The sequence below is a fragment of the Streptococcus infantis genome, from assembly GCF_019929665.1.
GTDB classification, from domain to species: domain Bacteria; phylum Bacillota; class Bacilli; order Lactobacillales; family Streptococcaceae; genus Streptococcus; species Streptococcus infantis_H.
On record NZ_JAHZPZ010000001.1, the window covers coordinates 627306 to 650570 of the forward strand.

General features: G+C 38.6%; 27 protein-coding genes and 1 other annotated feature. Of the genes, 7 read left to right on the forward strand and 20 right to left on the reverse strand.

Annotated features, from left to right (window positions below; genetic code table 11):
- Window position 1: 1 nt before the first annotated feature.
- The 9 genes from smpB to ybeY all read right to left on the reverse strand — a co-directional run bounded on the left by smpB (window position 2) and on the right by ybeY (window position 6636).
- Window positions 2-469: an SsrA-binding protein SmpB gene (gene smpB, locus K1I61_RS03010; protein ID WP_223334277.1), complete on the reverse strand. Its 468-nt coding sequence runs from the start codon at window positions 467-469 to the stop codon at window positions 2-4.
- Window positions 432-2774: a ribonuclease R gene (gene rnr / locus K1I61_RS03015; RefSeq protein ID WP_223334276.1), complete on the reverse strand. Its 2343-nt coding sequence runs from the start codon at window positions 2772-2774 to the stop codon at window positions 432-434. The genes smpB and rnr overlap by 38 nt, the downstream gene beginning before the upstream one ends.
- Before the next feature lie 99 nt (window positions 2775-2873).
- Window positions 2874-3107 (reverse strand): preprotein translocase subunit SecG, encoded by a 234-nt coding sequence (gene secG / locus K1I61_RS03020; protein WP_000282517.1) that lies wholly within the window; start codon window positions 3105-3107, stop codon window positions 2874-2876.
- A gap of 39 nt (window positions 3108-3146) precedes the next feature.
- Complete coding sequence (gene rpmG / locus K1I61_RS03025) at window positions 3147-3296, reverse strand: 50S ribosomal protein L33 (RefSeq protein WP_007519517.1); 150 nt, start codon at window positions 3294-3296, stop codon at window positions 3147-3149.
- 83 nt (window positions 3297-3379) lie between these two features.
- Window positions 3380-3973: a dephospho-CoA kinase gene (gene coaE / locus K1I61_RS03030; RefSeq protein WP_223334274.1), complete on the reverse strand. Its 594-nt coding sequence runs from the start codon at window positions 3971-3973 to the stop codon at window positions 3380-3382.
- Window positions 3973-4797 (reverse strand): DNA-formamidopyrimidine glycosylase, encoded by an 825-nt coding sequence (mutM, locus tag K1I61_RS03035; protein ID WP_223334272.1) that lies wholly within the window; start codon window positions 4795-4797, stop codon window positions 3973-3975. Before mutM ends, coaE begins: the two co-directional genes overlap by 1 nt.
- Window positions 4798-4845: 48 nt before the next feature.
- Complete coding sequence (era, locus tag K1I61_RS03040) at window positions 4846-5745, reverse strand: GTPase Era (protein WP_223334270.1); 900 nt, start codon at window positions 5743-5745, stop codon at window positions 4846-4848.
- Between the two features lie 17 nt (window positions 5746-5762).
- Window positions 5763-6158 (reverse strand): diacylglycerol kinase family protein, encoded by a 396-nt coding sequence (locus K1I61_RS03045; RefSeq protein ID WP_004252647.1) that lies wholly within the window; start codon window positions 6156-6158, stop codon window positions 5763-5765.
- On the reverse strand, window positions 6139-6636 hold the full coding sequence (gene ybeY / locus K1I61_RS03050; RefSeq protein WP_223334268.1) for an rRNA maturation RNase YbeY: 498 nt from the start codon (window positions 6634-6636) through the stop codon (window positions 6139-6141). The genes K1I61_RS03045 and ybeY overlap by 20 nt, the downstream gene beginning before the upstream one ends.
- A 104-nt stretch (window positions 6637-6740) precedes the next feature.
- Between ybeY and K1I61_RS03055 the strand changes: the two genes are divergently transcribed.
- Together K1I61_RS03055 and K1I61_RS03060 are read left to right on the forward strand one after the other, a co-directional pair.
- Window positions 6741-8393, forward strand: coding sequence for an Rqc2 family fibronectin-binding protein (locus K1I61_RS03055; protein WP_223334266.1), 1653 nt, complete (start codon window positions 6741-6743; stop codon window positions 8391-8393).
- A 56-nt stretch (window positions 8394-8449) separates the two neighbouring features.
- A complete protein-coding gene (locus tag K1I61_RS03060; RefSeq protein WP_223334264.1) occupies window positions 8450-9310 on the forward strand; it encodes a YitT family protein in 861 nt (286 codons plus the stop codon).
- Window positions 9311-9368: 58 nt separating this feature from the next.
- Here the strand turns inward: K1I61_RS03060 and nox are convergent, their stop codons facing one another.
- Entirely contained in the window at window positions 9369-10748 is a 1380-nt protein-coding gene (nox, locus tag K1I61_RS03065; protein WP_223334262.1) for a H2O-forming NADH oxidase, read from the reverse strand.
- Between the two features lie 318 nt (window positions 10749-11066).
- Between nox and K1I61_RS03070 the strand changes: the two genes are divergently transcribed.
- Genes K1I61_RS03070 through K1I61_RS03080 form a run of 3 tightly spaced genes read left to right on the forward strand, consistent with a single transcriptional unit; the run spans window position 11067 to window position 13892 of the window.
- Window positions 11067-11987, forward strand: a complete 921-nt coding sequence (locus tag K1I61_RS03070; protein ID WP_223334260.1) for an FAD:protein FMN transferase — start codon at window positions 11067-11069, stop codon at window positions 11985-11987.
- Window positions 11988-12021: 34 nt separating this feature from the next.
- Window positions 12022-12627: an NADPH-dependent FMN reductase gene (locus K1I61_RS03075; RefSeq protein ID WP_004252640.1), complete on the forward strand. Its 606-nt coding sequence runs from the start codon at window positions 12022-12024 to the stop codon at window positions 12625-12627.
- A 17-nt stretch (window positions 12628-12644) separates the two neighbouring features.
- A complete protein-coding gene (locus tag K1I61_RS03080; RefSeq protein WP_223334258.1) occupies window positions 12645-13892 on the forward strand; it encodes an NAD(P)H-dependent oxidoreductase in 1248 nt (415 codons plus the stop codon).
- 83 nt (window positions 13893-13975) lie between these two features.
- Here K1I61_RS03080 and K1I61_RS03085 read toward each other — a convergent pair whose 3' ends face one another.
- The 5 genes from K1I61_RS03085 to rplJ all read right to left on the reverse strand — a co-directional run bounded on the left by K1I61_RS03085 (window position 13976) and on the right by rplJ (window position 18790).
- The gene (locus K1I61_RS03085) at window positions 13976-14233 is read right to left on the reverse strand and encodes a DUF896 family protein (RefSeq protein WP_070678121.1); all 258 of its coding nucleotides are present in this window, start codon (window positions 14231-14233) and stop codon (window positions 13976-13978) included.
- 29 nt (window positions 14234-14262) lie between these two features.
- Window positions 14263-16299, reverse strand: a complete 2037-nt coding sequence (glyS, locus tag K1I61_RS03090) for a glycine--tRNA ligase subunit beta (protein WP_223334256.1) — start codon at window positions 16297-16299, stop codon at window positions 14263-14265.
- 216 nt (window positions 16300-16515) lie between these two features.
- Complete coding sequence (glyQ, locus tag K1I61_RS03095; protein ID WP_000038760.1) at window positions 16516-17433, reverse strand: glycine--tRNA ligase subunit alpha; 918 nt, start codon at window positions 17431-17433, stop codon at window positions 16516-16518.
- 412 nt (window positions 17434-17845) lie between these two features.
- Window positions 17846-18214, reverse strand: coding sequence for a 50S ribosomal protein L7/L12 (gene rplL / locus K1I61_RS03100; RefSeq protein WP_001196964.1), 369 nt, complete (start codon window positions 18212-18214; stop codon window positions 17846-17848).
- 75 nt (window positions 18215-18289) lie between these two features.
- Complete coding sequence (gene rplJ, locus K1I61_RS03105) at window positions 18290-18790, reverse strand: 50S ribosomal protein L10 (protein WP_074324875.1); 501 nt, start codon at window positions 18788-18790, stop codon at window positions 18290-18292.
- Between the two features lie 38 nt (window positions 18791-18828).
- Window positions 18829-18964: a sequence feature (ribosomal protein L10 leader region), on the reverse strand.
- A gap of 641 nt (window positions 18965-19605) precedes the next feature.
- On the opposite strand from rplJ, the gene K1I61_RS03110 reads away from it, so the two are divergent.
- Both K1I61_RS03110 and K1I61_RS03115 read left to right on the forward strand, forming a co-directional pair.
- Window positions 19606-20133, forward strand: a complete 528-nt coding sequence (locus K1I61_RS03110) for an ECF transporter S component (RefSeq protein WP_223334254.1) — start codon at window positions 19606-19608, stop codon at window positions 20131-20133.
- A gap of 18 nt (window positions 20134-20151) precedes the next feature.
- Window positions 20152-20667, forward strand: coding sequence for a transcription repressor NadR (locus K1I61_RS03115; RefSeq protein WP_006148386.1), 516 nt, complete (start codon window positions 20152-20154; stop codon window positions 20665-20667).
- Here K1I61_RS03115 and K1I61_RS03120 read toward each other — a convergent pair.
- The 5 genes from K1I61_RS03120 to K1I61_RS03140 are packed head-to-tail and all read right to left on the reverse strand — an operon-like array spanning window position 20664 to window position 23258.
- A complete protein-coding gene (locus K1I61_RS03120) occupies window positions 20664-21131 on the reverse strand; it encodes an 8-oxo-dGTP diphosphatase (protein WP_070678109.1) in 468 nt (155 codons plus the stop codon). The two genes, K1I61_RS03115 and K1I61_RS03120, sit on opposite strands and share 4 nt — an antisense overlap.
- 19 nt (window positions 21132-21150) lie before the next feature.
- Window positions 21151-21585 (reverse strand): hypothetical protein, encoded by a 435-nt coding sequence (locus K1I61_RS03125; RefSeq protein ID WP_223334252.1) that lies wholly within the window; start codon window positions 21583-21585, stop codon window positions 21151-21153.
- 2 nt (window positions 21586-21587) lie between these two features.
- The gene (locus tag K1I61_RS03130; protein WP_223334250.1) at window positions 21588-22088 is read right to left on the reverse strand and encodes a hypothetical protein; all 501 of its coding nucleotides are present in this window, start codon (window positions 22086-22088) and stop codon (window positions 21588-21590) included.
- The gene (locus K1I61_RS03135; RefSeq protein WP_223334248.1) at window positions 22075-22635 is read right to left on the reverse strand and encodes a hypothetical protein; all 561 of its coding nucleotides are present in this window, start codon (window positions 22633-22635) and stop codon (window positions 22075-22077) included. Before K1I61_RS03135 ends, K1I61_RS03130 begins: the two co-directional genes overlap by 14 nt.
- Window positions 22632-23258, reverse strand: coding sequence for an NAD(P)H-dependent oxidoreductase (locus K1I61_RS03140; protein ID WP_223334246.1), 627 nt, complete (start codon window positions 23256-23258; stop codon window positions 22632-22634). The genes K1I61_RS03135 and K1I61_RS03140 overlap by 4 nt, the downstream gene beginning before the upstream one ends.
- Window positions 23259-23265: the final 7 nt, after the last annotated feature.

Below are 23265 nucleotides of genomic sequence, written 5' to 3' on the forward strand. Positions count from 1 at the left end.
TCTATCGGTGGTTAACAGCTTTCATAACACGCGCAATATCACGAACTTGTTCACGACGTTTAATCGATTCACGCTTATCATAATCATGTTTCCCTTTCGCAAGTCCTAAAAGTAACTTGGCATAGCCATCTTTGATATAAACTTTAAGAGGAACCAAGGTCATACCTGTTCCTTTGGTTTCTTGCTCCAATTTCTGGATTTGTTTTTTATGAAGGAGAAGTTTACGACGACGTTCGGGTTCCTGATTCCAGATATTTCCTTCTTCATAGGGTGCAATATGCACGTTGCTCAGCCAAACTTCCCCATTTTTTACTTGGGCAAACCCATCTTTCAGATTGATGCGGGCTGCTCGAACACTCTTGATTTCTGTTCCTGTCAGGACCATTCCTGCTTCTAGCGTATCTACGATTGTATAGTCGTGGTGCGCCTTTTTATTTTGCGCGACGACCTTTCCCTCGCCCTTTGCCATGCTTGGCTCCTTTCTTTACTACTTCTTTGTAAAAAGGTTTCTTGCTTTTTTTCTTCTTGTCTTTTGGAGAATGCTTGCGCTTATCACCTAAGCGACCAGATTTTCTCTTGTCTTCTTTCTTATCCGAACGACGACCTCTATCCTTACGGCCAGACTGTTTCAAACCTTTCTCAATCACATCAAATTCACTTGGAATAAAGGAGAAATCAATCTCGCCAGTCATCTTATCGGCTCTTTCGACACGAATACGGATCTGCTGACCCACTCGGAAAGTAATTCCTGATTTCTCCCCACGAAGGGTTAAATCACGTTCGTTAAAATGATAGAATTCAGGCAAATTGGTAATGTGAATTAAACCTTCGACTGTATTTGGCAATTCAACAAAGAGTCCGAATTTAACAATACTGGATACAACAGCATCATACTCTTCACCAACATAATCTTCCATGTATTCAGCTTTTTTCATAGCCTCGACTTCGCGCTCTGCCTCGATGGCACGACGCTCACGATTGGATGATTGAGTTGCAATCTCTGGAATGACCTGTTCAAAATGTTCTGCAACTTCCTTGGAACGTCCATAGTCACGAATCATACGGTGAACCAAGAGATCAGGATAACGGCGGATTGGACTAGTAAAGTGAGTGTAATAGTCTGCAGCTAAGCCATAATGCCCATGATTATGCTCAGAATATCGAGCCTGCTGCATGGAACGCAGAAGCATCATGGATAACACATCTGCATAAGGCTCACCTTCAACAGCACTCATGATGTCTTGGAGGGCTTCTTGACTAATTTCACTGGCAGTCCCATAAACTCTCAAGCCAAAACTTGAAGCATAATCAATAAACTTCTGAACTTTTTCAGCTTTAGGTTCCTCATGGATACGATAGATAAAAGGTAGGTCCAGCTTGCTAAAGTGCTCAGCAACCGTTTCGTTAGCAATCAACATAAAGGACTCAATCATACGTTCAGCAACACCACGATGTCGAAGAACAATGTCAACTGGCTTACCTTTTTTATCTACCAAAATCTTAGCTTCATTGGTATCAAAATTGAGGGCTCCACGCTTAATTCGCATACTTTCCAAAGTTTCATGGAGCTTGGCCATAAGTTCGATACTAGGAACAATTTTCTTATACTCTCGTCTCTTCTCCTCGTCACCTGCTAGGATGTCATTGACATCACTATAAGTCATACGGAAACTTGTCTTGATAACAGTCTGTGTAATCGTATAATTACGAACACGACCATTTTTATCAATTTCCATAATAGCAGATTGAGTCAAGCGGTCCACTTGAGGGTTAAGAGAACAGATTCCGTTTGAGAGGCGCTCTGGCAGCATTGGAACTACACGGTCTGTCACATAAACAGAAGTCGCACGATTTAAGGCTTCCTTATCTAGAGCAGATCCCTCTATCACATAGTAAGAAACATCCGCAATATGAACTCCTAGTTCAAAATTACCATTCTTCAATGGCTTTATGTGAACAGCATCATCTAAGTCCTTAGCATCCGCACCATCTATAGTAAATGTAATTTCATCCCTCAGATCTAAGCGACCTTCCATATCTTTCTCTGATGGAGCATCCGGAACACTCTCAGCTTCTTTGAGAACAGCCTCTGGAAACTCAGATACAATATCCATAGACTCAAGAACTTCAAGGACATCAATCCCTGCATCCGTTGAATGTCCGACAACATCTAAGACACTAGCGACAAAGAAATCGTGTTTCTTACTTGGGTACTTATCAATAAAGACCTTGAGAACTTCTGTACCGTCTAATTGAATAGCTGGCTTCTTAACGTAGATTGGTTGACTAATCTTTTGATTTTTTGAACGGATATAACCCGCATACTTAGGCTTTTCCTCATCAAGAACAATTTGACCAACTACCGTCGTCAAACTGTGTTCTAAAATATCGATAATCTTTGCTTCAGCTGCAGTTCCTTTTTGGCGATCCGCAACCTTCTTGATTACAATTTCAACAGTATCGCCATCAATGGCATAGTTAACATCATTTTTCCCTACAAAAAGGTCATCTTCTTCCCCTTCTAGGCTTACAAAACCAAAGCCATTTTTGTGGGCATGAAAAGTTCCTTTAAGAGTAATCTCGTGTTTCTTCTTTTGGTCCAAGGTGAGACTACCATCTTCTTCAAAGCGAATTTGGTGCTTCCTTTCCATCAGCGACAAGGTTTTAATGAGCTCTCGAAAGTCCTTGGAACCATCCATTCCAAGAGCTTGAGCTAAGTCATTTACAGTGACTCGTCCCTTTTCTTTTAAATATTCTTTTATTCTATCTTTCATGTTTTCTTTCTAGATTATTAAAATTTTTCTTTTTGGCGTAAAACCTTATTTCTTTCAAAAATAAAAATAGGCAAAGACCTAGTCTCGCCCATTATTTTCTTATCTACTTGATAATACCGTCAATGCTAAGGCAATGGCTAGCCAGAAAAAGACTAAGATTCCTGTCAAACGTTGCATTACGGCTTCAAAACCACGCGCTTTGCTACGTTCAAACAAATCACCTGAGCTGGCATCAAATACATTGCTAGATTGATTTTTAGTTGGTTGCATAAAAATTGCAATCACAATCACAACAGATAATACTAATAAAATGGTTAATAATAGGTTATACATATCAAACTCCTTAAAATCCCTATTATTTTACCATAATTTCTACTTAGATTCAAGATGTAGAGTCACTTTTCTTTCTTTGGGACAATACTTTAAGACTTCAATCTTATCTGGATGTGTTTTAGAGTTCTTACTGGTTAGATAATTCATGCTACCACAAGAGGAGCATTTTAGATTAATTTTTACACGCACTAGATTTTTTGTATTTGATACTATTTCAATCTAAGATGATTTGGATAAACAATACCAAAATTCTCCTTCCTAACAAAGTTAATTTATAGACACATTTCATCAAGCAACTGAACTACCTGAGCTATCAGCTGTTCTTGATTTCCATTATTATCTAGACTGTGGCTAGCCAGACTAATTTTTCTTTCTAAAGGCCATTGAGAGTTTAAACGAGATTCGGCTGCTTCTTTTGAAATTTGGTCCCGTTTCATTAATCGATCCAATTGGACATCACGATTTACATAGACTAACCAAATTTCGTCAAACCATGAAGCATATTCCTGCTCAAAAAGCAGGGGAATATCCATGAAAAAAAGTGCTTCAGTCCGAGTCAACTGATTTCGTAATGCAGCTAACTCCTCACGAATAATCTCACCTTGGGTTCTCTTAGACCATTCCTGCTCTTCAGGATTTGAAAAAATAAGACTAGCAAGAATGGGGCGATTCAGTTCACCATTCTCAAGAAGGATCTTCTCCCCAAAGTGCTCCACTAAAATCTGATATAGACGTCCACCTGGTTTTTGTAGTTGGTGCACAAGGGCATCCGCGTCAACGACTTCAAACCCTTTGTGTCTAAGAAAATTTGTAACAGTTGACTTCCCAGATGCAATGCTTCCAGTAATTCCAATTATTCTTCCCATCACTTTCTCCTTTGACATTTGGGACAAAAGTGAGTTCCTCGACCACCAAGCTGTATTTTTTCGATAATAGCCCCACAGCGAGAACAAGCTTGTCCAGTTTTATCATAGACTTGATGAAATTCCTGCATGGTGCCATCATCTCCAAAAGCATTGGTATAGGTACGAATCGTTGAACCACCCTTTTCAACAGCCTCTCCTAAAACCTTAATTATTTCATCATGGACTTTTCTGGCCTCTTGGGTGCTTAAACTATTAGAAGTTCTAGAAGGATGAACTTTCGCTCTCCAGAGAACTTCATCTACGTAGATATTTCCTAATCCAGTAACCAAAGTCTGGTAGAGAAGATGCGATTTTATAGGCTTTTTAGATTTCTTCAAAGCGCCTCTAAAAATCTCTAAGTCAAAATCCTGTTCAGTAGGTTCTGGTCCAAGTTTTTTAGATACAAAGTAAGCCTCTAAAAGCTCAGAAGCAAGTAACTCCATAGTCCCAAACTTACGAACATCCTCATACACCAAAGTACCACCATCTTCAAAATGAATCAAAACATGGGCGTGTTTACGTTCTGGAACTTGGTCTGGGTAATAAAAATACTTGCCTTCCATTCTCAAATGTGAGATAAGGACTTTATCAGATAAATAGAAAAGTAGATACTTGCCACGACGTCCCATTGATTGAATGACTTGACCAGGCATTTCCTTCTGAAATTCAGGCAAATCAGTTTTAATCATTTTGGGGTAACGAATGTTAATGTTTGAAATCTTCTTCCCCAGAATCAATTTTTCTAGTCCACGCCGAACCGTTTCGACCTCAGGTAATTCAGGCATAGCTCCTCCTTTTCTAAAAACAAGAAGCAGGCTACTGCCCACCTCTTCTTAGTATTCCTTTTCGTTGTACCCAAAATCGGCAAGATCTAATTTCTTATCGCGCCAATTTTTCTTAACTTTGACCCATGTTTCTAGGAAGACCTTGTCCCCTAGCATGAGTTCGATATCTTTACGAGCCATGGTACCAATTTTCTTGAGCATAGCACCACCTTTACCGATAATAATTCCTTTTTGGCTGTCACGCTCGACCATAATAGTTGCTCGGATATGAACTTTATCGGTTTCCTCATCTCGTTTCATAGAATCAACCACTACTGCAACTGAGTGTGGAATTTCTTCGCGAGTTAAGTGTAACACTTTTTCACGAATCATCTCTGATACTAGGAAACGCTCTGGGTGGTCTGTAATTTGATCAGCTGGAAAATATTGGAAACCTTCTTCTAAGTTTTCGCTCAAAATATCAATCAAATGGGAAACATTATTTCCTTGAAGGGCTGAAATCGGAACAATTTCCTTAAAGTCCATCTGATTACGGAAATCATCGATTTGAGCTAAAAGTTGATCAGGGTGAACCTTGTCAATTTTATTCACCACCAAAATCACAGGAACCTTAGCAGCTTTGAGGCGTTCGATAATCATATCGTCCCCCTTCCCTCGTGGCTCGTCTGCTGGAACCATGAAGAGAACCGTGTCGACTTCACGAAGAGTGCTATAGGCTGATTCTACCATGAAATCTCCAAGAGCTGTCTTAGGTTTGTGAATCCCTGGGGTATCGATAAAGACAATCTGTTCCTTATCGGTCGTGTAGATTCCCATAATCTTGTTGCGCGTTGTCTGCGCCTTATCACTCATGATGGCAATTTTTTGCCCCATGACGTGGTTCAAAAAAGTTGACTTCCCAACGTTGGGACGTCCTAAAATGGCTACAAATCCTGATTTAAATGTCATAGTTACCTCTATAATGTTTAAAATAGTAAATCCCAAATCCTAGGGATGAAAATGATAAGTCCAGTCACTGCAGCAAATAAAGACACAACAAGAACTGCACCTGCAGCCATGTCTTTAGCCTTCTTTGCAAGCATATCGAAGTGATAATGGCTAGCCAAATCCACTACATTTTCAATAGCAGAATTCAAAATCTCAAAAGCAATTACTAAAAAAATGCTTAATAGGAGAAAGAGCCATTCAATTCTGGAAACTTGAAAAACAATGCCTGCAAGTAGAACCAAGAGAGAAGTCACTGCATGCTTTCTCATATTACGCTCTTCTTTTATGGCAGTAAAAATACCTGTCAGGGCAAAATCTAAACTTGAAAGCAAGTCGCGATTCTTCCATTTTCGTTTATTGTCTTGTGAGTCCATAGGCTGTTAAAATTTCTTCTTGTAAACCGAACATCTCCGCTTCTTCTTCCGGAGTGTAGTGATCATAACCGTTTATGTGTAAAAAACCGTGCACAGCTAAAAAGCCCATTTCACGTTCAAAACTATGACCGTACTCTTCAGCTTGCTCATGCGCTTTATCAATTGAAATGAATAACTCGCCGATATAAGCATCAAATTCTGACATCATTTCTGCTAAATCAGGGTCTTCTGCCAAATCCTCTTCGTCAAAGGTAATCTCTAATTCAGGTTTGTATTCAAGGCTAATAACGTCTGTTGGACGGTCAGTATCACGAAACTCTAAATTGAGTTCATGACTGCGTTCATTGGTCACAAAAGTGACTGCCATCTCCTTGTCTTCTTTTCCAATTTTTTTAGCAGCAAATTCCAAAATTTCTTGTGTTTGCTTTAAAATTTCTTCAGAAACCTGACCAGTTTCATCTACCATTTCAATATACATGTGCTTCTCGATTCTCTTTACTTGGCTTTATTATACCATATTTCTATGATTTTATTCTACCTTTTTGATATAATACTATGGAATACATTCATAAGGAGAGAACCATGTCATTTGATGGATTTTTTTTACACCACATGGTTGAGGAATTGCGAGCTGAACTACTAAACGGTCGCATTCAAAAAATTAATCAACCCTTTGACCAAGAATTGGTCTTACAAATCCGTAGCAATCGCCAAAGTCATCGTCTGCTCCTTTCTGCTCACCCTGTTTTTGGACGCATCCAGTTGACAGAAACGACTTTTGAAAACCCTGCTCAACCTTCTACCTTTATCATGGTTTTGAGGAAATATTTACAGGGTGCTGTTATCGAGTCTATCGAGCAGATTGAAAACGATCGAATCGTTGAAATCACTGTTTCTAACAAAAATGAGATCGGAGACAATATCCAAGCCACCCTCATCATTGAGATTATGGGTAAACATAGTAATATCCTCCTTGTAGATAAAAGTAGTCACAAGATTCTTGAAGTTATAAAGCATATTGGCTTTTCACAAAATAGTTACCGTACACTCCTACCTGGTGCTACCTATATAGCTCCTCCGAGTACAAAGGCTCTGAATCCTTTTACCATTAAGGATGAAAAACTTTTTGAAATCCTACAAACACAGGAATTGACAGCTAAAAATATTCAAAGCCTCTTCCAAGGTTTAGGCCGTGATACGGCATCTGAATTAGAAAATTTACTAACTGATGATAGACTTTCCAATTTCCGAAGCTTTTTTAAGCAAGAAACCAAACCTTGCTTAACAGACAAGTCTTTCTCTTGTGTGCCTTTTTCTAGCAAAACAACGGAGTGTTTTGACAACCTTTCTCAATTACTTGATGTCTATTACAAAGATAAGGCAGAACGTGATCGTGTCAAACAACAGGCTAGTGAACTCATTCGTCGTGTTGAAAATGAACTACAAAAAAATCGCCAAAAACTGAAGAAACAAGAAAAAGAACTGCTTGCTACCGAAAACGCGGAGGAATTCAGACAAAAAGGAGAGTTGCTAACAACTTTCCTTCATCAGGTTCCAAATGATCAAGACCAAGTCGTCTTAGATAATTATTACACCAATCAGCCTATCACAATTGCACTAGATAAGGCTTTAACACCAAACCAAAACGCTCAAAAATACTTCAAACGTTATCAGAAATTAAAAGAGGCTGTCAAATATCTGACTGAACTAATTGAAGAAACCAAGGCAACCATTCTTTATCTGGAAAGCGTCGAAACAGTCCTCAACCAAGCTGGGTTAGATGAAATTGCTGAAATTCGTGAGGAATTAATCCAAACCGGCTTCATCAGAAGACGTCAACGGGAGAAAATTCAAAAGCGTAAAAAGCCAGAAAAATATCTGGCTAGCGATGGTAAAACCATTATTCTCGTTGGACGAAACAATCTTCAAAATGAAGAGTTGACCTTTAAAATAGCACGCAAAGAGGAACTTTGGTTCCATGCTAAGGATATCCCAGGAAGCCACGTTGTCATCTCAGGAAACCTCAATCCTTCTGACGAAGTCAAGACGGATGCTGCAGAACTCGCAGCCTACTATTCGAAAGGACGTCTTTCTAATCTCGTTCAAGTGGACATGATTGAGGTTAAAAAGCTTAATAAACCAACTGGTGGCAAACCAGGATTCGTGACTTATACAGGTCAAAAGACGCTACGTGTGACACCTGATTCTGAAAAAATTCAATCCATGAAATTATAAGATAAAAATTTGTAGTGAAACTCTTACTACACTTTTATATAAAGGAGGGGAGCTCAATGCTTCGGCATATTAAATCAACTATAACTATTATATTCGGAGCTGCTATCTTCGCCTTCGGACTTACTTATTTTGTTGTTCCACATCACTTGTTCGAAGGTGGAGCAACAGGGATAACCTTGATTACCTATTATCTCTTTAACATCCCTATTTCGCTGATGAATATCTTGATTAATATCCCTCTCTTCTTACTAGCTTGGAAAATATTTGGACTGAGATCACTATATTCCAGTCTACTTGGAACCATTGCCGTCTCCGTCTGGTTAGCTACCTTTGAGAAGATTCCTCTTCAGTTTAACCTTGAAGGAGATCTCGTTGTGGTTTCTTTAGTAGCTGGTGTCCTCCTAGGTGTTGGACTTGGTGTTATTTTCAACGCGGGTGGAACAACTGGTGGTACTGATATCGTCGCTCGTATCCTTAATAAATACACCCATATCTCTGTTGGAAAATTGCTTTTTGGACTTGATTTTCTGATTCTAATGTTGATTTTAATCATCTTCCAAGACCTACGTCTTGTAACCTATACTCTCTTATTTGACTTCATCGTTTCAAGAGTTATTGACTTAATCGGTGAGGGTGGATATGCTGGAAAAGGATTTATGATTATCACTCAAAAACCGATGGAATTAGCTGATAAAATCAATGAAGAACTCGGTCGTGGTGTTACCTTTATCTCAGGACAAGGCTACTATAGCAAAAAGGACTTAAAGATTATTTACTGTATTGTCGCAAGAAATGAAATTGTCAAGATGAAAGAAATGATTCATACAGTTGATCCGATGGCCTTTATCACTATCACGGAAGCTCACGAAATCCTTGGAGAAGGGTTTACTTTCCCAGCAAAAGACGAGGTTTCTTAACCTTAAAATAAAAAAAGTAACTTCAAAGATGAAGTTACTTTTTTTGTCATATCATCAATTATTTTTCTGCTGTAAGTGCAGCCATTGTGATGTAGTTGTATGGTTTATTGAAGTGTGGCAAGAAGAATAGGTCTGTCAATGCTAATTTGTCAATGGTAACGTGTTCTTGAATAGCAAGTGAGAACATGTGAATTCCCATGCTAATTGCTGAATCACGAGATACCATTTGAGCACCAAGGATTTCACGGCTGTCTTTATCAAAGACGATCTTGATAGCTACTTCATAGTTGTCATGCTTCATAAATTCTGGTTTTTGAAGATCGTTGAATCCAGTTTCAGTTGCGTTGTAACCAGCAACTTTTGCTTTTTCAAGTGTCAAACCAGTTGAAACCATGTGAAGACCATAGATTGAGATACCATTTGATCCTTGAACACCAATTCCTTCAAGCTCATGTCCACAAGCGTTGTAAGCACCTACGATACCAGTACGTACCGCATTTGATGCAAGAGCGATGTAGCTAGTATCTTTACGAGCGTTGTCATAAACAGTCGCACAGTCACCAACAGCGTATACACCTGGGATTGAAGTTTCTTGTTTCTTGTCTACAAGGAAGGCACCATTACGGAAGAGTTCAATCTTACCATCAGCAAGAGCTGTGTTTGGACGGAAACCAACCGCAAGGACAACCATATCCACATCAAATGTTTCTTTGTCAGTGATCAAGCGTTCAACTTTACCGTCACCTTCGATAGCTTTAACAGTTTGACCAAGTGCCAAACGGATGTTGTGGTCTTCCAAGTTTTTAGCCATCATTTGTGTGAAGTCTTTGTCATAGTATCCGTTCAATACAGTGTCAACGATATCAACAAGGACAACTTCTTTTCCAAGACGTTCGAAAGCTTCGGCAAGTTCAACACCGATGTAACCACCACCTACAACAGCGATACGCTCAAGGTGTTTGCTCTTGTCAGCAAGTTTTTCAATAACTTCTTCTGCGTTTTGGTACAATTTAACGAATTGTACGTTTTCAAGAGTTGCTTTGAACTCACGGTTACCTTTAACGATTTCAACGCCTTCGATTGGTGGCAAGATTGGAGTTGAACCAGTAGCAAAAATCAATTTTTCATATGATTCTTTGTGCTCTTTACCGTCAACTTCTGCAGTAACAACTTTATTGTCATAGTCAATTGAAAGAACTGGTGAGTTCATGTAAACTTTTGCACCCTTAGCTTCCAATTTTTCTTTATCAGAGTAGAACAAGCCTTCAGCTCCGTCGATTTGTTCCCCGATCCAAAGCGCCATTCCACATCCAAGGAATGAGATATTTGAGTTTTGGTCAAATACAACGATTTCGTTTTCGTTTCCAAAATTGTCCAACATAGTATTGATACATGCAGTACCAGCGTGGTTAGCACCCACGACTACGATTTTACTCATAAGATAAATCCTACCTTTATTTTTTTATTTACCTCTCAAGTATACCATTATCTGTGAACGTTTTCAAGACTTTTGACCCGTTTGATGTTATTTAAGAAAGTTTTTGAAAGATATATCAACTTATTTTCAAAGAGTCCTCATTGATTTAGAGCTGTTTTTAATTTTTTAAGCATATTTCTTGACTTTTTGTAAAAAATGATTTGTGAAAACGCTGACTTTATGATATTCTATTTATATGGAAATAAATTATAAATTCTTAATCTCTTTTTAAATTAAGATTTGTAGCTATTTCCCAGTGATTTGAAGGGAGTTGATTCTTTGCCTCTTAGTTCATCATCTGAGCGATTAATGGGAACTATGATTACTATTTCCTTAGTGCATGAACAAGCCGATAATCTTCTCCGTCAAGCTTTTGATTTGCTCAAGAAACTTGAATTCCGCTTCAATGCTAACAGTACTGAATCTGAATTAATGGAAATTAACTATCAGGCAGGTATTGCCCCAGTTAAAGTCCACCCTGATTTGTTTGAGCTGATTTCATTAGGTCTAGAACACAGTCTAGCACCTAAAAGTCATCTCAATATTGGTATAGGGCCTTTGGTTCAAACCTGGCGTATCGGTTTTTCCGATGCAAAGGTTGCAAGCCCTGAAGAAATTGCTTCAGCCTTAGCACTAATAGACCCTCATTTTATTAAACTCGATTCAGTCAATTCTACAGTTTTCCTAGAAAAAAAGGGAATGAAAATTGACTTAGGGTGTTTAGCAAAGGGGTACAGTGCAGATAAGGTTGCAGCTTTCTTAAAAGAAAACGGCGTCACTTCTGCTCTTATCAATCTTGGAGGAAACATCCTCACAATTGGGAACAACCAAGCAAAAGATGGACGTCCGTGGCAAATCGGCATTCAAGATCCAAATAATCCACGCGGTAATCACCTGATGACCTTGTCTATTACTGGAAAAACAGTGGTTACATCTGGGATTTATGAACGGCATCTTGAAATCAATGGCAAGGATTATCACCATATTTTCGATAGTGAAACAGGCTATCCTATTAAAACGGATTTAGCTAGTTTAACCATTATATCTGACCGCTCTGTTGACGGCGAGATATGGACCACACGATTATTTGGCGAACGTAGCGCCTCTATTATGTGGCAAGTCGAAAATATTGATGGTATCGAAGCCATCCTCATTGACAAAGATGGACGCTTAGCTTGTTCATCTGGTATCCAACGATAAATCATTAATAATGCAAAAAGAGAAAGGAAAGCCCATGCTTAAACTTATTGCTATTGTAGGAACTAACTCAAAACGTTCCACAAACCGCCAACTGCTTCAATATATGCAGAAACACTTTGCTGATAAAGCAGAAATCGAATTGGTAGAAATTAAGGATCTACCTGTATTTAACAAACCAGCTGACAAACAAATCCCAGCTGAAGCTACGGAAATCGCTGCTAAAATCGAAGCTGCTGATGGAGTTATTATCGGTACTCCAGAATACGACCACTCAATCCCAGCTGTTCTTATGAGCGCTCTTGCTTGGATTTCATATGGTGTATTCCCGCTTTTGAACAAACCTGTCATGATTACAGGTGCTTCATATGGTACACTCGGTTCATCACGTGCTCAATTGCAACTTCGTCAAATTCTTAATGCTCCTGAAATCAAAGCAAATGTTCTCCCAGATGAATTCTTGCTTTCACATTCTCTTCAAGCATTTGATCAAAATGGTGACTTGGTAGATCTTGATGTCATCAAGAAATTGGATGCCATCTTTGATGACTTCCGTATCTTTGTTAAAGTTACTGAGAAATTGCGTAACGCACAAGAGCTTCTTCGCAAAGATGCTGAAGATTTTGATTGGGAAAATTTGTAAGATAGGAGATCGAAAGAATGAAATTTGTTGGACTTGTTGGATCAAACTACGATCAATCATATAACCGCAAACTCTTGGAGTTCATCCGCCGTCAGTTTAAATTTAAATTTGAACTAGAAGTTTTGGAAATCGATGAAGTTCCAATGTTTAACCAAGACGAAAAATGGGACGAGAGCTTCCAGTTGCGCCTTCTTTATAACAAAATCACTCGAGCTGATGGTGTGATTATTGCTACTCCAGAGCACAACCACACTATTTCTGCTTCACTTAAGTCAGTCCTTGAATGGCTTTCATACGAAGTTCATCCATTTGAAAACAAACCAGTTATGATTGTGGGTGCTTCATACTACGATCAAGGAACTTCACGTGCTCAAGTTCACCTTCGTAAAATTCTTGATGCGCCAGGAGTAAATGCCTACACATTACCAGGTAATGAGTTCCTTCTTGGAAAAGCCAAAGAAGCTTTTGATGCAAAAGGAAATATTATTAACGAAGGAACTGTTAAATTCCTTGAAACTTGCTTAGATAACTTTGTCAAATACGTAGGAGTCGTTTCTAATTTGAAAAAACCAAAACCAATTGAACCAGAAGACTTGGATTGTGGAAAACCAATTGCCACAACTATTACAGAAGTTGACCCTGATGATCCAGAATGGGTAGAAAAAGTTGCAGAAATCACAGGTGCTGTTTCAGGTGATACATACGTTAAACTTGACCATGGTATCCTTACAGTTAACCAAATCGATATGTTCTTGAAAGCTATGCCTTTTGAATTGACATATGCTGATGACAACAACCAATTCCTATACTACAACAACGCTCATCAAGATCCAGAAACAATGTTTGCGAAACGTGTGCCACCTCAATCTGGTAGCCGTATGTCAACAGTTCACGGATCACTTCCACCTGCACGTATGAAAAATGTTGAGTGGGTTATTGGTACGCTTCGCAATGGCAACCAAGAATACGTACGTACAATTGTTCCTGGTTCACCTGCAGGTGTTATCAATACTCACAACTACCAAGCTATGTACTATCCTGATGGATCATATGCTGGTATCAATGAAATTGTCTTTAACTTCCAACCATGGCTTGACTGGTACTTGAAAGAAACTGGTCAACGTTTGGTAGGCGGTAGCGGACCTTTTGCTCCTGCTGCTGGAGGTCACGGAGATGCCGATGCTACTTCTGGTGCATCTGATGCTGGAGGACATGGTGATGGTGCCCACGGAGCTGCTGATGCTACTTCTGGTGCAAGTAACTAATAACTAACAAAAAGGAACCCAAAATGGTTCCTTTTTTATAATAGAAATCTCGGTTCGCACACACAAACCGAGAATTTTTTTATTTATGAATTCGGATCATCAAGACTACGGCCGTGTAAACCTTTTTCTCGTTGCACTTGACGAAGTTTTTCAGGAGTCACATCATTACCATCTTCATCGACGATTTTGATTCCTTCAACGTGATGACGTACTGAACGACGATAGCCTTCGATATATTCCTCACGAAGTTTGGCTTGTTCTACTTTTTCTTCCGCAGTCAAGCCTTCTGTTTTTTTCTTTTTAGCAAGTTCATTAATACGAGCGATTTTTTCTGGTGTCATATTTGGACCTCCAATCTATTTTTCAATTACTATTTTGTATTAAGAAGGTTAAAAGCAGCCACTGTTTTTGCTTTATTGACAAGTTCAGCTAGAATAGCCAAACGATTATTCTTAACATCAATATCCTCTGCCATAACCATGGTATTGTCAAAGAATGCATCAATAACTGGACTAAGAGCAAATAATTGCTCTAATTTATCACTAGCTGAACCTTTCAATTCTAAGCTTTCTACAGCTTGAGCTAGTTCTTTTTCCTGCTCATTTTCAAAGAGATTTGCATCAACTTTGACTGAACCTTCTGCCTTTTCTGCTAGGTTAAAGGCACGAGATAATGACTCAACTGATGATTTGTAATCTTCAGTTTTAGCAGCTTCTGAAAGAGCTTCTGCCGCTTCAATCATATCAGAGACAACAAAGTTTGAGCTTGCTAGAACAGCTTCTTTAATATCTTTTGCTGTAGAATCCATCATCTTATCAACACGAGCTTTGATGAAGTTAAGCACTTCTTCTTGGTTATCGTAAGTTAAACTATCAAACGATAAAGCATAAAGACTGGCAATCAACTCGTCCATCGGAATATTCCATCCAAAGTCTTCTAAGATTCGAACAATCCCTTGTGTTGCACGACGAAGGGCATAAGGGTCGTTAGAACCAGATGGAATCAAACCAACAGAGAAGAAAGATAAGAGAGTATCTAATTTATCGGCTAGTGCAAGTATTGCTCCAACTTTAGATTCAGGAAGAGCTCCGTCTGCTGAGTCTGGAAGGTAGTGTTCACGGATTGCTTGTGCCACTGCAGCATTTTCACCTGCAAGAATCGCATACTTCTCACCCATGATCCCTTGAAGCTCATCAAATTCACCAACCATACCGGTTAAGAGGTCAAATTTATAAATGGCTGCAGCACGAGCAAGATCAATAGATTCATCAACTGATAGACCAGCTTTTTCTGCTAGCAGGATAGCAATTTGCCCTGTACGAATCATGTGTTCACGAAGTGATCCAATCTTTTCATGGAAGGTAACGTGTGAAAGTTTAGCAACTAAATCTTCAATCTTGAGTTTTTGGTCTTCACGCCAGAAGAATTCTCCATCTTCCAAACGAGCAACCAAAACTTTCTCATTTCCTCGAATGACATTTTCCAAGTGTTCAGCATTTCCGTTACGAACTGAAATGAAGTTTGGTCTTAGGTTTCCATCAAGATCACGGACAACAAAATAACGTTGATGAGTTTCCATTGAAGTAACCAAAACTTCTTCTGGAACTTCTAGGTATTTAGGCTCAAAATTACCCATAAAAGCGGTTGGATATTCAACCAAGTTTAAGACTTCGTTTAAAAGTCCTTCATCAATCTGTACTTGAACGCCATGTTCTGCTTCAATTTCCTTAATTTGTTCACGAATCATATTTTCACGTTCAATGCTATCAGCAATGACATAGACTTTGCGTAAGTCTTCTTCGTAACTATCAGCATGACGGATTTCAACTTCATGTCCAAGGAAGCGATGTCCGCGGCTGACTCTGCCTGAATGAATATCTAAGAAATCTAGGTCAAGAGCTTCATCATCCAAAAGCACTGTCAAAGTGTGGACTGGACGGATATATTCAAAAGTATTGTTTGCCCAACGCATGCTAACAGGGAAATTTAAGCTAGCCAAGACTTCTGGAATTCCAGTCAGAACTTCTTCCGCTGGTTTTCCAGCTTCATGCTTAGTTACATAGACGTATTCTTCACCTTTGATTTCACGGAATTCAATGTCATCTACAGTCAAGCCTTTTCCACGGACAAACCCTTGTGCTGCTTTAGAGAAATTTCCTTCTGCATCCAAAGCAATTTTCTTAGAAGGTCCTTTAAAATCTTCAGTCAAATCTGTTTGTTGGTCTGCTAAACCAAGTACACGAACAGCTAAACGACGTGGAGTTGAAAATGTTTGAATCCCTTCATATGAAAGGCGGTTGTCATCCAAGAAGGCTGCCATTTTTTCGCCGAGTTGTTTTTCACTTGGTGTGACAACGTAGGCTGGTAACTCTTCGAGTCCTAGTTCTACTAATAAGTTTTTTGTCATGTTTTTTCCTTTACACAATCAATTAATTTTCTTCAACAAGACCTTTAGTAGTGGGGGACGCAAGCAAACCTTCAGTTTCATTGCTAACTGTCAAGCCTTAAGTCTCGTCAGTTCCCCAGTCGGATAAGAAACTTCTTATCCGACTTTCACTACAGAGGTCTTGTTTTATTTAGCGACCTACGGTCGACTTTCAGTCATTTATTCCTGTAATTCTGTCTATTCTTCCTCTTCTGCTAGGAGTTTTGCGCGGGTGGCTTCGTCTAGCAGTGGGTAACCGAGTTTCTTACGTTCTGCGACGAAGGTTTTAGCAACGACACGGGCCAAGTTACGGATGCGGGCAATGTAACCGGCACGTTCTGTAACTGATACCGCTCCACGAGCGTCAAGCAAGTTGAAGGTATGTGAACATTTCAAAACGTAGTCATAGGCTGGGTGCACAAGGCCTAATTCCAAAGCACGTCCAGCTTCTTTTTCAAACTTTTCAAAGTTTTCAAGAAGCATATCTTGGTCAGAAACTTCAAAGCTGTATTTTGAATGCTCATATTCTGGCTGAAGGAAGATTTCTCCATATTTAACACCTGGAGCCCACTCAATATCGTAAACTGAGTCTACTTCTTGGATATAAGAAGCTAAGCGTTCCAATCCATAAGTGACCTCGGCGGTAACAGGACCTGTTGCTAAACCACCGACTTGTTGGAAGTAAGTGAACTGGGTGATTTCCATACCATCAAGCCACACTTCCCATCCAAGACCAGCTGAACCAGTTGATGGATTTTCCCAGTTATCTTCAACGAAACGAATATCGTGTTCCAATGGGTTGATTCCCAATTTTTCCAAAGACTCAAGGTAGAGTTCTTGGATATTTGATGGAGATGGTTTCATAACTACTTGGAATTGGTGGTGTTGGTAGAGACGATTTGGGTTTTCTCCGTAACGACCGTCAGCAGGACGACGAGATGGTTCTACATAAGCCGCATTCCATGGCTCAGGACCAATGGCACGAAGGAAAGTGTAAGGACTCATGGTTCCCGCACCTTTTTCGTTATCATAAGCCTGCATCAGCATACAACCCTGGTCATTCCAGTATTGTTGCAAAGTCAAGATAATCTCTTGGAAGGTTAGTTTTTTAGACATTATTAACTCCTTTTTTAAATTCTAACGACTTTGGATACAAAAAGAACCGTGTCTTTGCTCCTAAGTCAAGTGACCTAGGGGCGTCAAAAACGCGGTTCCACCCTAATTTATTACTTCATTATTTTTTATTAAAATACCAAAAGCGCCACACTTATCTCTTAACCACCTGACTCCCACTATCTCAGGCTCGCTTAGGATTTACCGATAAGATATTCTTTCTTGCGTCTATTATAACAAAATGCAATTAAAAAGTAAAATTATTTTCATAAGGAATCTCCAATAATTCACCTAAAATAGAAATACTAATTTAACGCCATTCTCTTTCTTGCCCCTTTTTGAACAAAAAGAAAAACCACTACTCCTAAGAATAGCGGTTTAATCATGTTTTTAAGCTACAAATGTAGTCGCTCTATTATTTAAGAGTAACTGAAGCTCCAGCTTCTTCCAATTTAGCTTTGATTTCTTCAGCTTCTGCAGTTGGAACGCCTTCTTTGATGACACCTGGTGCACCATCAACAAGTTCTTTAGCTTCTTTAAGTCCAAGACCAGTGATTTCACGTACAACTTTGATAACGCCAACTTTTTTGTCACCAGCAGCTGTCAATTCAACGTCAAATGAGTCTTTAGCAGCACCAGCGTCAGCAGCACCAGCTGCAGCAACAGCTACAGGAGCAGCTGCAGTTACACCAAATTCTTCTTCGATAGCTTTTACAAGGTCGTTCAATTCAAGGATTGAAGCTTCTTTAATTTCAGCAATAATGTTTTCAATGTTCAATGCCATTGTTATTTCCTCCAAATAAGTTTAAATTTAATTTTGTTATTTTTTTGTAGCTAGGCTACGCTGCGTAGCTTATGATTAAGCTGCGTCTTCTTTGTTGTCTGCAACCGCTTTGACTGCAAGAGCAACGTTGCGCACTGGCGCTTGAAGTACAGAAAGGAGCATAGAAAGAAGTCCTTCGCGACTTGGAAGAGTTGCAAGAGCAACGATTTCTTCTTTTGATGCGACAGCGCCTTCGATTGCACCACCTTTGATTTCAAGTGCTTCAGCGTTTTTAGCAAAGTCGTTCAAGATTTTCGCTGGTGCGATAACATCTTCGTTAGAAAATGCTACTGCAGATGGTCCAACAAAAACAGATGCAAGATCTTCAAGACCAGCTTTTTCAGCTGCACGACGTAAGATTGAGTTTTTGATAACTTTATACTCAACTTCGCTTCCACGAAGCTCACGACGAAGAACTGTATCTTGTTCAACTGTCAAACCACGAGCGTCTACAACGACGATTGATGCAGCAGCTTTCATTTTCTCAGCTACTACGTCAACTAGTTCCGCTTTCTTAGCAATAATTGCTTCACTCATTAGTGTGTTCACCTCCGTAATTATTTTGCTTGGGGAATTTTTCCAAAAGAAAAACGCGCCCAAACCTAGACACGAAAGTACAATACGCTTCTTTTTACATGATACGTTTTGTCCTCGGTAGGATATTTATGAGTCTCGCTCCCCTACTGTCTTAGGCAGTTTTTTCAAACCGTTTATAAGTATATCACAAGAATTCTATCAAAGCAAGTATTTTTTAAAAAAAATTGAGTTTTTTCTCAATCCTACTGCCACTTAGAGAAGAATATTTAAATATTTTCTCAGTAAATGGAAAATACTGGTATCAAGGTATTATAGATTAAGAGCGCATGAAAGAACAACATTAACACATGAAATATGAATGGAGTATTTCCCGTGACCTGAATGTCCTGATTAGATTTTTGACTGTCTAAGAAAAAAGTTAATGACAAGAAAAGTAGGATTATGCCATAAATAATGCTAAGGTGATAAAGAATGAGCCCTATGATACTGAAATAGAGGAAACCGAAAATGGGTATCGAGAAAACAATCAGAGCTAAGGAACCAAATGCGATTCTTATTATCGAAATCATTAAGAAACTATAGGCTGTAAATGTAGTAAATTTAGATACTTGGAATCCTAATTTTTTCTGCTTAGATATGTAATGAATGATAAAAATTGGATAAAGAATATCTACCATCTTGACTCTCTATTCTTACTAAGATACTTTACTTTACTTTATTTTAACTATTTTTCCTTCAAAATTCAATTTCTATCTTGACGGATAATATTATTTAGTGTACTATACAACTGTATATACACACAAAAAGGAGTTATTATGAATACACAAAAGAAAACCCAATTCATGACTGTAACCGCATTGCTAACTGCTATCGCTATTTTGATTCCCTTGGCGATGCCCTTCAAGATTGTTATTCCGCCCGCTTCTTACACTCTAGGAAGCCACGTTGCAATCTTTATCGCTATGTTTCTTTCTCCTTGGATGGCAATCTTTGTCATTATAGCTTCTAGCCTAGGATTCCTCATGGCTGGTTATCCAATTGTCATTGTACTTCGAGCTTTCTCCCATATCTTTTTTGGCACTTTGGGCGCCTTCTATCTGCAAAAACATCCTCAAACCTTAGATAATCCAAAATCTTCTTTGATTTTTAACTTTGTACTTGGTTTAGTACACGCTATTGCCGAAGTCTTTGCTTGTATTATCTTTTATGCAGGAACTGGAACAAATGTAGAGAATATGTTCTATGTCTTATTTGTACTGGTTGGTATTGGTACAATTATTCATAGTATGGTAGACTATTACTTAGCATTAGCTGTTTATAAAGCATTGAAAAAACGTCGTTAAGCGTTAAGAAAGAAGAATATGACAAAAAATCGAAAAGAAGCACTTCTACAACTCTTAAAAGAAGCTCAAAAACCTCAAAACGGAAAAAGCTTAGCAGAACATTTTCATGTCACTCGCCAGATTATCGTTCAGGACATTGCAGTTCTTCGTGCAGACGGTGCTCCTATCTTATCAACCAATCGTGGCTATATTTATAAAGAAAGCAAAACCAACCCGTATGTTCACAAGCTGTTTAAAGTAAAGCACGAGATGGAAGAAATCGGTCAAGAACTTCTAGCTATCGTCGATAATGGGGGGCGTGTTCAGAATACCTTAATTGATCATCCTGTCTACGGGGAAATTGAAACCTTGCTTAAACTCTCTTGTCGCCGTGACGTTCAGCATTTTTTAGAGCAAGTCGAACGGTCTGACTTTAGACCACTTTCTGAATTAACAGATGGCGTCCATTATCACCTAGTCGAAGCTGAAAACGAACAAGACCTCCTCTATATTGAGAAGGCCTTGGACCAGCTTGGTTATTTAGTAAAAGATTAAAAGATTTTCTTTTCCCACCCGTCCTCTGTACGGTGACGGTAGAAAAATTCAGACTTGTCTGGAGCTTCCATCATCTCCATCAAAGGTAACATATCATAAGCCAGATCCAAATTTGGAATCTGGTCTTTTTGTACCCAGGACACTTCTCCTTCTTCAGATGATTGTAGAGTACCAGTAAACTCAGTCGCCTTGTAACAAAAGACAATATAACGCTCACCTGTATCTAAGGGCCAATTTTTTATGCCGACAAGTTGAGGATTTTGAATCGTCAGACCTGTTTCCTCGTATATTTCGCGAATAACTGACTCTGCAAAAGCCTCTCCGTCTTCGACATGACCTCCTGGAAAGGCATAGCCAGACCAGCGATTGCTTTCGGGTGAACGATACTGCATAACCACGCGCTGCTTTTCTAGATCTTCAATCATACAAATATTGGTAAGAATGGTTAATTGTGCTCGAGACATAGGACTCACTTTCTAATCTTTAATTTTCTATCTTATACTTAACTTTAGATTTCATAATCAAAGGATTAACTAAGTCATGATATTCATGAATTTCATGGAGTAAGGAACCTCTGATGATTCTAATTTCCTTATCTTTACTATTCACCTGATAATCTATATTGATAGGCATAGATGAATCTGGAACCATGGAGAAAAAGAAAAATATTACGAACCAGATTATGAGAGCAAAGAATCCGCTGAGAGCTTGAAAAATCAAATGATGCCATTGAAAGATTCTCTTTTTATAAAAGATTGTCCATGGATGGATAAATAGGGTTAAGCAGAGACCAAAAAACCAGACATTCCACAAAACTGGGGTAAAAGCTAAACCAAATAAACCTAGGACAAAATGAATTAAGGCAAATACCAAGAACAGTAGGTAAAGAATCCTAAATATTGTTAGATGTTTTCTCATGATTAACTCCTTTTCTTTTCAATATATCTCATAAATAGAATCATTAAAGCAGCTACAGTAAAAAAGACCAGATAGGTTGCTATAGGGAACCAAATATAGCGGTGATCTAGGGATAAGAGAGAAGGTAAAATTCCTTTACTATTTTTCCCACCAATCCCAATAAAGAGATGGACTATTAAACCGATACTATTAAGATAGATAAATAAATCTGCAAATCTTTTTATTGTCATCCTTGCCCCAGACAAGTCTAAGAACCAATAGTCAAATAATCGATATACCAGACAAAAAAGATTTATATATATCGGAAAACTATAGTTGATATCTCTGTATGGCGAAGGAATAGGGAGACATTCAAAAATTAGATTCAAACTTAGTCCTATTGCTAGGATAAGACCGAGGATCAAGAAGAATCCTAAAAATTTATGAGAATCTAGCCAAAGATGAAAACTTTCTTTCATTGAGAGATTCTTTTTTGTATTTGAATTTCTTTTATTCTTTCTCATTTGAGTGGATTTCCTTATTTTCTTCTTTTCCCTTTTTCTTTTCAATATACTTGGAAATTAAAATGATCAAAGCAGCCACTAAGAAGAAAGTTATATAAGTAAGAATTGGAAACCAGATGTAGCGGTGATCTAAGGTTAGCAAGGGAGGAATAGACTTTCTATTTCTACCCATTATTCCGAAAAATGAGTGAAACAACAAACCTACTCCATTTAGGTACAAGAATGGATCTGCAAAATCTTGTATTGTCAGCATTCCACCGAAATTATCTCTAAAAACACCTTGATAAAGGATGTTCACTAAGAATATAAGATTCAGAAAGAGCGGAAAGACATAATTGAAGTTTTGATAGGGTTTTGGAATAAGAGTTGTTCCAAACAACAAATAGAATACCCCAAAAGCTGATAAAAAAAATATACTACTATCTAATAGAAAAGCTATTTTTGAATGTTGTAACAACCACAATTTTACTTTATCTAGCCAGCTCATTTTTTGATGTGGCTTATGGGACTTTTTTGATTTTTTCTGACTCTTATTTTCTTGTTTCATGATATTTTCTTCACTTCTGCTGCGACCTTTTTGAGATGCTGTTCCCGCATACTAGCGGTATTCACATCCCGGCCGACTTCTCCTAAGATACACACGCGCTTGGTTTTGATTCCACAATGGTTCAAGACGGCATTCTTCAAAACAGAGATACCATAACTATCAGGAATGTTGAGAGGGCCCGAAAAGATCTTGTACCACCAAGTAGGCGCCATGGAGGTTGCGTAAATACTGGCTGTTTTCCCTTTTAATAACTTTTTAAACTGCTTGCCTCTAAGGTAATTCCAGATGAAGCTTCCTTGATCATTGGCCGAGTAGGCAATCCCCGGTGTAAAGACCCGATCGATCCAGCCCTTCATAAGGCTAGGCATACTACTCCACCAGATGGGATAAACAAAGATCAGGTGATCCGCCCACTGGATTAATTCTTGGGAACGAAGGATAAAAGAATCTTCGTCCATACGTTTTCGATAGCCATAACGTAAAACAGGATCAAAGTCCTCTTCATTAAGGTTGATGACTTCAAGTTCATGACGAGCTGAGTCAATATTTTCTACAATGGTTTGAAAAATAGCCTGACAGTAACTTTCCTTATCAGGGTGTCCATTGATGACTAGAATTTTCAAAAGTTCT

Excerpts from the sequence above, each read along its gene's own strand:
- coaE (WP_223334274.1), bottom strand. The coding sequence starts at position 3,973 with ATGGGAAGAATAATTGGAATTACTGGAAGCATTGCATCTGGGAAGTCA.
- era (WP_223334270.1), bottom strand. The coding sequence starts at position 5,745 with ATGACATTTAAATCAGGATTTGTAGCCATTTTAGGACGTCCCAACGTT.
- K1I61_RS03110 (WP_223334254.1), top strand. The coding sequence starts at position 19,606 with ATGAATACACAAAAGAAAACCCAATTCATGACTGTAACCGCATTGCTA.
- K1I61_RS03115 (WP_006148386.1), top strand. The coding sequence starts at position 20,152 with ATGACAAAAAATCGAAAAGAAGCACTTCTACAACTCTTAAAAGAAGCT.
- rnr (WP_223334276.1), bottom strand. The coding sequence starts at position 2,774 with ATGAAAGATAGAATAAAAGAATATTTAAAAGAAAAGGGACGAGTCACT.
- K1I61_RS03060 (WP_223334264.1), top strand. The coding sequence starts at position 8,450 with ATGCTTCGGCATATTAAATCAACTATAACTATTATATTCGGAGCTGCT.
- rplL (WP_001196964.1), bottom strand. The coding sequence starts at position 18,214 with ATGGCATTGAACATTGAAAACATTATTGCTGAAATTAAAGAAGCTTCA.
- K1I61_RS03045 (WP_004252647.1), bottom strand. The coding sequence starts at position 6,158 with ATGGACTCACAAGACAATAAACGAAAATGGAAGAATCGCGACTTGCTT.
- K1I61_RS03075 (WP_004252640.1), top strand. The coding sequence starts at position 12,022 with ATGCTTAAACTTATTGCTATTGTAGGAACTAACTCAAAACGTTCCACA.
- K1I61_RS03135 (WP_223334248.1), bottom strand. The coding sequence starts at position 22,635 with ATGAAACAAGAAAATAAGAGTCAGAAAAAATCAAAAAAGTCCCATAAG.
- nox (WP_223334262.1), bottom strand. The coding sequence starts at position 10,748 with ATGAGTAAAATCGTAGTCGTGGGTGCTAACCACGCTGGTACTGCATGT.
- K1I61_RS03080 (WP_223334258.1), top strand. The coding sequence starts at position 12,645 with ATGAAATTTGTTGGACTTGTTGGATCAAACTACGATCAATCATATAAC.
- K1I61_RS03085 (WP_070678121.1), bottom strand. The coding sequence starts at position 14,233 with ATGACACCAGAAAAAATCGCTCGTATTAATGAACTTGCTAAAAAGAAA.
- rplJ (WP_074324875.1), bottom strand. The coding sequence starts at position 18,790 with ATGAGTGAAGCAATTATTGCTAAGAAAGCGGAACTAGTTGACGTAGTA.
- K1I61_RS03125 (WP_223334252.1), bottom strand. The coding sequence starts at position 21,585 with ATGAGAAAACATCTAACAATATTTAGGATTCTTTACCTACTGTTCTTG.
- K1I61_RS03055 (WP_223334266.1), top strand. The coding sequence starts at position 6,741 with ATGTCATTTGATGGATTTTTTTTACACCACATGGTTGAGGAATTGCGA.
- K1I61_RS03130 (WP_223334250.1), bottom strand. The coding sequence starts at position 22,088 with ATGAGAAAGAATAAAAGAAATTCAAATACAAAAAAGAATCTCTCAATG.
- K1I61_RS03120 (WP_070678109.1), bottom strand. The coding sequence starts at position 21,131 with ATGTCTCGAGCACAATTAACCATTCTTACCAATATTTGTATGATTGAA.
- ybeY (WP_223334268.1), bottom strand. The coding sequence starts at position 6,636 with ATGTATATTGAAATGGTAGATGAAACTGGTCAGGTTTCTGAAGAAATT.
- secG (WP_000282517.1), bottom strand. The coding sequence starts at position 3,107 with ATGTATAACCTATTATTAACCATTTTATTAGTATTATCTGTTGTGATT.
- smpB (WP_223334277.1), bottom strand. The coding sequence starts at position 469 with ATGGCAAAGGGCGAGGGAAAGGTCGTCGCGCAAAATAAAAAGGCGCAC.
- mutM (WP_223334272.1), bottom strand. The coding sequence starts at position 4,797 with ATGCCTGAATTACCTGAGGTCGAAACGGTTCGGCGTGGACTAGAAAAA.
- glyS (WP_223334256.1), bottom strand. The coding sequence starts at position 16,299 with ATGACAAAAAACTTATTAGTAGAACTAGGACTCGAAGAGTTACCAGCC.
- glyQ (WP_000038760.1), bottom strand. The coding sequence starts at position 17,433 with ATGTCTAAAAAACTAACCTTCCAAGAGATTATCTTGACTTTGCAACAA.